This window comes from Kiloniella spongiae, assembly GCF_001026905.1.
Lineage (GTDB): Bacteria > Pseudomonadota > Alphaproteobacteria > Kiloniellales > Kiloniellaceae > Kiloniella > Kiloniella spongiae.
The window spans coordinates 120,279-126,402 of sequence record NZ_LAQL01000013.1 but is presented as its reverse complement, the minus strand read 5'-3'; the positions used below and the strand labels follow the sequence as shown (position 1 = coordinate 126,402).

Sequence of the window (6,124 nt, the reverse complement as noted above, 5' to 3'; positions counted from 1 at the left end):
TCCGCAACGCGCAACACCAAAGCAGCCAAGCTGCTTCCTTAGCAAAGCCCTCAAACGCAATAAGAGATATGTCCCTGTGTCGATCTCATCAGACAAGGCTCCGACATATGGAGAAGCTATCAGGGAGTTGAAAGCTGAAGGCAAGATCCCTAATGAGCTTTTACATCGACAAATTAAATCCCTGAATAACAGGCTTGAGGGAGATCACGGCAAACTTAAACGACTAATTAAGTCCACCCTAGGCTTCCAAACCATGAAAACGGCTTACGCCACCATCATGGGATTTGAAGTCATGAGAATGTTTAGAAAGGGTCAGTTTAGATTATGGATGCTCGGCGAAACAGGACCAATAGCAGAGGCAAGATTCATTAACCGCTTGTTTGGGGTTTATGCCTGAAATCCGTCAAAAAGGAGTTTTGCGACCAGGTTAAGTTTTTGCAACGGAGCCTCATACTTTTACTTTCTACGGCCAAAAAGGGTTTTTCACCCAAGAGGCAATAATTTCACGGTTATTCTGGTCCAGAACAGAACAGGCTTCGGTAAGATCAAATCCCTGTTTTTGATTTCCATACCAAACCATCAGATAAAATTCAGCCATAAGCTTTTCGCTACGAGATAAAAAATTCATTGCCTCAAGCAATTCTCCGGTACGACAGTGACCTTCATTCCAGTAGTTCACTATTTGTGGCGGGCCTTGATTTAGAAGATCATAAAACTCGATTTGGGCATTTGATAGCTCTGTAGCGACAGCTGACATATTTCCCTCTTTTATCTGGATAGATTTAGGTAAAATCAATATTATTTACCAATTCGGGTGCCTGAGTACCTACCTGTTAACACAATAGATGCATCTTTGGAGATCATACCAAAAGTTCCATCAATACTTTGGCCATCATCCTTAAAACTAAAGATACTTGTTGTGTGGTGATCGCCATGCTCTGCAGTGAATTTAATTGAATTATCCAAACACTCTTTATTCTGATAGCCCGTATTGTTTAAGGCCTTGTCCGTAAAGTTTTCATGCTCAACATGACAAACAAAGCCCCAGTTTTTAAAGCAGTATTGATGGTCATAAGTTTCTCCGGATCCATGAACTGTTGAGGTAACTTCATAACAGCTTTCAGGCACAAAAAAATGCGGCGAGGGCAAAAGGTCACTGACAATCAATGCCAGATAGCCGCCAATAACTGCAACGACAGGTAAAAAGAGTGCTTGCTTGAACGATTTGTTTGCCATGATGATTCCCCTAGAGTCACTGGCCTGCAGACAAATTTATTTCTGGTTCCTGTTTATTTCACATATTTATTGCTTCAAACAACAAATTTGAAGTCATTGGATAGCGTTAATGTCGTATATACAATCAAAAAATGGCGCATATTACTAAATATTAGTCGTATTTGTTCGTAAAAATTATAACTATGCGAACATTAAGGAAAGGCTTTGGACATGGAACAGATTGAGACAATCCTTGAAATATACAAATCTCTTTCTAATGAACACCTTCTAACTTTAATAACTTTAACCGCTCTGATCCTCACCGGTTTTGTCGTTTCTCGCGTTCTAAGTAACAAACCATAATTGGAAGCAAATAATCTCAAACAATATATAACATAAAGTACATTATGTTATATATTGTTGGCATATGAGGGGCATGCAGATTTAAATTGACATTAATTTTATGCACACCCAATAATTGAAATATAGAGCTCCGTTGCAAAAAATCCTCCCAAGATTACTCTACAGTAGATTTTCATATTCCTAGCGGGATTTTCTCAATGTCTGAGTTCAAGTGGCGACATTATCATGGCACGGTCATCCTTCAATGCGTTCGTTGGTATTGCAAATACGATATCAGCTATAGATCTCTCTCTCAGGCCATTCCATGACCCTGACGAGCAAGGCTTGAAGAAATGATGATTGAACGGGGTGTTGAGGTCGATCATTCAACGCTTTATCGTTGGATTCAACGTTATGCCCCCGAGTTGGAAAAGAAACTCCACTGGTATAAGAGAAGCCGTTCCTATTCCTGGCGGGTTGACGAAACCTATATAAGGGTTAAAGGGAAGTGGAAGTACTTGTATCGAGCGATTGATAAGGATGGAGATACCCACGATTTTTATTTGTCCGCAACGCGCAACACCAAAGCAGCCAAGCGCTTCCTTAGCAAAGCCCTCAAACGCAATAAGAGATATGTCCCTGTGTCGATCTCATCAGACAAGGCTCCGACATATGGAGAAGCTATCAGGGAGTTGAAAGCTGAAGGCAAGATCCCTAATGAGCTTTTACATCGACAAATTAAATCCCTGAATAACAGGCTTGAGGGAGATCACGGCAAACTTAAACGACTAATTAAGTCCACCCTAGGCTTCCAAACCATGAAAACGGCTTACGCCACCATCAAGGGATTTGAAGTCATGAGAATGTTTAGAAAGGGTCAGTTTAGATTATGGATGCTCGGCGAAACAGGACCAATAGCAGAGGCAAGATTCATTAACCGCTTGTTTGGGGTTTATGCCTGAAATCCGTCAAAAAGGAGTTTTGCGACCAGGTTAAGTTTTTGCAACGGAGCCCTCGTTACAGAACATATTCATCTTGTAAAAGTCTGGTTGGAAGAGATAGCGAGCAGTATTTAACCTAAAAAATCCAAAGGACCATTGCTTTAACTGCCAAGATTGGCTTCTACCCCGAGTAGACGCAAATATCGGTCATATATTTTTTCGTACTCACCATTATCTTTTATCTTCTGCAAAGCGCGGTTGAATTCAGCACAAAGACGATCATCCCAGAATCCCATCCGGCTATAAACAACGGGTAGTATATCATGAATTTTGAACATACTTGCCGATGCATCATTCCCGCTTATTTTTTTCAAACTGTTCAAAAAAATAAAAAGATCCCCAACGCTGACATCCACACGGCCATCCCACAGAGCCTGTGCCTGTACACCAGGTTCAGAAGCAACTGAAAAAATACTTTCTTGAGCTATTGAGGAAAATTCTGGGCCAAAAAATTCTTTTGCCCCCTGAAAAGCAATGATATTCAACCCTTTGAGATCTTCAATTTTTTGGAGAGAAAGCTCAGTTTCTACGTGGGTTATTGCGACATCCCGAAATCTGAAAACCGGATCAGATCGGCACCCGCCAACCTCTACGCTGTCAAAAAGATTGGAAACAGCATCGACCTTGCGGCGGCTAAAATCTTGCCACAACCGATTATTCGGGCGTCCAAAGACAAAAACTGGTTCATAATCAGGAAGCTCGTGAAAAACTGCGGCAATAATATCAGTAAAGATACCTGTTTCACCCTCGGCTATGTAATAGGGTGCAAAATTACCCATGCCAATGGTGACCTCTTTACTCTCAGCCCGTGCAGAGAGGCAAAACAGACCAAGACAAAAAAGCAGTAAGCGCTTGAACTGAACGATCGACAATTGTGGTGCCAATTCTGTTCTCCCGTCAGAGAAGCTTATATACCAACCTCGCACGCCCATTAGTTTAGCAAAAAACATTAATAATTTCCTTAACGCTATATCCTTTGTTGTTTCTTCTTTTATGCCTTAAATCAAATAGAAATTATTCATCTAGTGACCTTCGTTTTTTTTCGCACCCCCCAAGATAATCAATAAATCGATGTGTCAGACCTTCGCGAGGAGCATTGGGCGGCCAGATGACGTAAACAGGCAAACTTTCCACTGTCCATTCAGGAAAGAGTTCGAGCATACGTCCTTGCTCGATATCATCAGCGACTAAAAAGTCTGGCGGAGTAATGACCCCTGCTCCCGCCCTCGCCAATTGTATCACCGCATGAATACTATCCAGAACGATCTGTGGCTCATAGGTTAATCGCACGGATTTCCCTGATTCATTTGTTAAAAGCTTGTTATTAGGCCGCATAGTGAGACCGATGAAATCCCACCCCTGCAAATCCTGAATTTTTCGTGGTTCCGGATGTTTTTTGTAATAATCCGGTGAAACAACGAGCTTACGCCTGAGATCAGTCAATTTTTTCGACTTCAGGGTACTGTCTTCGATTGTTCCCACACGTATGGCCAGATCAATGCCGTCACGAATAATATCCTGTTGATGATCACTGAAACTAACAGAAAGATTTATCTTGGGAAAAATCTGCGCAAAACTTGCGAGATCATCCACTATTGGTCCATGAATAAACCCAGCAGGCAACGTAATGTTTAACTTTCCCATGGGCTCAGAGGCTCTTTGAGCAATGGCATCGAAACCATTTTCAGCCAGTGCCAACATTTCCTTTGCATAGCCAAAAAGCTTTTCTCCATCGTCGGTTAACGATAGACGCCGGGTTGAGCGATATAGCAACGCGACACCCAGCTTGTCTTCCAATTGAGAAACATGGTGACTTACCACAGAAGGTGACAGCGCCAATTCTCTGGATGCTGCCCGAAAAGATCCTACTTCGACAGTCTTTGCAAAGACTGCCATTGCACGTAATTCATCAATCATTAATCAATATTTTCAAACAGTGGAATTTAATTAACTCATATTATCAGACAAAGATAAGAAAGCTACAGTTGTCAGGTTTTACAGTATTCAGAAATTTATAACGGATAAATGAAGATGGACGATATAGCTGAGACAGACAGAGCTAAGAACGACACAACTGGCACCAATAGCTTTTTGACCAGAAAGGTAAATCCATCCCGAATATCAACCGCGACATCAGTTGAGGCTTCCAATAATCTGCCCTCAACACATAAATGTGTTATTGTTGTTGATCAGGAAATGCCCATTGGCTTTATAGCCAACACTGCTTCAGTCCTTTCGCTCTCAATCGGAAAACAACATCCGGAAATAATCGGGCAGGATATGGTCGATAGTAACGGAAGCCCACATCAGGGAATTACAGTTCTGCCCATCCCGATCCTAAAAGGAACCGCGCCATTATTGCATGAAATTCGCGAAAAACTACGCCCCCATGAACCGGAACTAACAGTTGTAGATCTAATTACCGCAACACGAACAACCCAGACCTATGCCCAATATTCAAACAAAATGCTTACGACACCCGTCGATCAACTAAACTATTGCGGTATAGCCCTATATGGCACTAAAAAATTGATCAACAAATTCACTGGGAATCTTGGACTTCTTCGATAAAAACATCTCTTTTATTATATCCAGCGCCGAACCCTAGCCTTATATTCCACATAAGCCTGACCAAAAGTCAGGGCCATCACACCTTCTTCGTAGGCGATGTACCACCGGTCAACAACAACGATAAATAAAGCGCAGATCAAAAAAGGCGACAACGCGCCCAAATACAGCCCCACACCAAACGCTGAAATCGCGAAACCCAAGTACATAGGATTACGGCTCAACTTAAAAAGCCCGGATATTACAAACTCGTCGGGCTTGTTAAACGTTTTTAAATTGGTTTTAGCACGGATGAACTGGACGCCCGCGATCAAAGTTATACTCAAACCGCCGACAAGATCTAAAAGGCCGATCAGTGTCCACGGATATTCTAAAAAGCGGATGATCGGATAGTAGGTATTCAGTAAAACCATCATCACAACACAGATTAAAAAGAAAAGAGGCGGTAATAATTTCTGCATATTCTCAAACCTTTAATCAAGTATAAATTAGATGAATTTTAAACTTCGCTCAGGACATCGTACTTAAATTTTCCTGACTGGACATGAGATAATACCGTACTTTTTTCTGGCCCCAACCGAACAGAATAACCGAAAGGGCACTAACAGCACCGATGATCATGCCCAGCAAAATTTGGGACGGAAAATACTTTCCAACCAAAATCACCCCCCAAGCATTTACAATGCTAAGACAAAAAAGGCTGCAACAGAACAGGTAGCTCCTGAACCAGATCATACACGCCAATGTAAGTGTGGATAAAAAGATTGGATAAGGTCCCATCCACTGCCCTAAAGAAGCCCCTCTCATCCAGGAATATCCAACGCTGATATCACCCGGAGTCACCAATGGATAAATCCACGCGACCAAATGATCTAGGCCAATCGCCATGCCAACAGTTACAAGGACAGGCAAAATCCCATTAACAATATTCTCATTTTTACGCAGAATGAGGATAAACAATCCCGAAACCGCAATAAGCTGTGGCCACCACGACAAAA

The 6,124-nt window shown here is 42.0% G+C and carries 7 protein-coding genes and 2 pseudogenes; 3 read left to right on the top strand and 6 right to left on the bottom strand.

What is annotated here, in order from left to right; translation table 11 throughout:
* Positions 1-313 (top strand): annotated as a pseudogene (locus WH96_RS17195) (DDE-type integrase/transposase/recombinase); the annotation flags it as partial.
* 150 nt (positions 314-463) lie between these two features.
* Here the strand turns inward: WH96_RS17195 and WH96_RS17190 are convergent.
* Together WH96_RS17190 and WH96_RS17185 are read right to left on the bottom strand one after the other, a co-directional pair.
* Positions 464-757, bottom strand: coding sequence for a hypothetical protein (locus WH96_RS17190; RefSeq protein ID WP_047765446.1), 294 nt, complete (start codon positions 755-757; stop codon positions 464-466).
* A gap of 41 nt (positions 758-798) precedes the next feature.
* A complete protein-coding gene (locus WH96_RS17185) occupies positions 799-1,236 on the bottom strand; it encodes a hypothetical protein (RefSeq protein ID WP_047765445.1) in 438 nt (145 codons plus the stop codon).
* A 539-nt stretch (positions 1,237-1,775) separates the two neighbouring features.
* Here WH96_RS17185 and WH96_RS17180 point away from each other — a divergent pair.
* A pseudogene (locus WH96_RS17180) lies at positions 1,776-2,519 on the top strand (IS6 family transposase).
* A 140-nt stretch (positions 2,520-2,659) separates the two neighbouring features.
* On the opposite strand, the gene WH96_RS17175 reads toward WH96_RS17180, so the two are convergent.
* Together WH96_RS17175 and WH96_RS17170 are read right to left on the bottom strand one after the other, a co-directional pair.
* The gene (locus WH96_RS17175; RefSeq protein ID WP_218045078.1) at positions 2,660-3,508 is read right to left on the bottom strand and encodes a substrate-binding periplasmic protein; all 849 of its coding nucleotides are present in this window, start codon (positions 3,506-3,508) and stop codon (positions 2,660-2,662) included.
* A gap of 64 nt (positions 3,509-3,572) precedes the next feature.
* Positions 3,573-4,475 (bottom strand): LysR family transcriptional regulator, encoded by a 903-nt coding sequence (locus WH96_RS17170; protein ID WP_047765443.1) that lies wholly within the window; start codon positions 4,473-4,475, stop codon positions 3,573-3,575.
* A gap of 114 nt (positions 4,476-4,589) precedes the next feature.
* Between WH96_RS17170 and WH96_RS17165 the strand changes: the two genes are divergently transcribed.
* The gene (locus tag WH96_RS17165; RefSeq protein ID WP_082130554.1) at positions 4,590-5,129 is read left to right on the top strand and encodes a DUF2000 domain-containing protein; all 540 of its coding nucleotides are present in this window, start codon (positions 4,590-4,592) and stop codon (positions 5,127-5,129) included.
* 14 nt (positions 5,130-5,143) lie between these two features.
* Here the strand turns inward: WH96_RS17165 and WH96_RS17160 are convergent, their stop codons facing one another.
* Together WH96_RS17160 and WH96_RS17155 are read right to left on the bottom strand one after the other, a co-directional pair.
* Positions 5,144-5,587 carry a methyltransferase family protein gene (locus tag WH96_RS17160; RefSeq protein WP_047765442.1) on the bottom strand — a complete coding sequence of 148 codons (444 nt, stop codon included), beginning with the start codon at positions 5,585-5,587 and terminating at the stop codon, positions 5,144-5,146.
* Positions 5,588-5,636: 49 nt separating this feature from the next.
* Positions 5,637-6,122, bottom strand: a complete 486-nt coding sequence (locus tag WH96_RS17155) for a hypothetical protein (RefSeq protein WP_156176844.1) — start codon at positions 6,120-6,122, stop codon at positions 5,637-5,639.
* Positions 6,123-6,124: the final 2 nt, after the last annotated feature.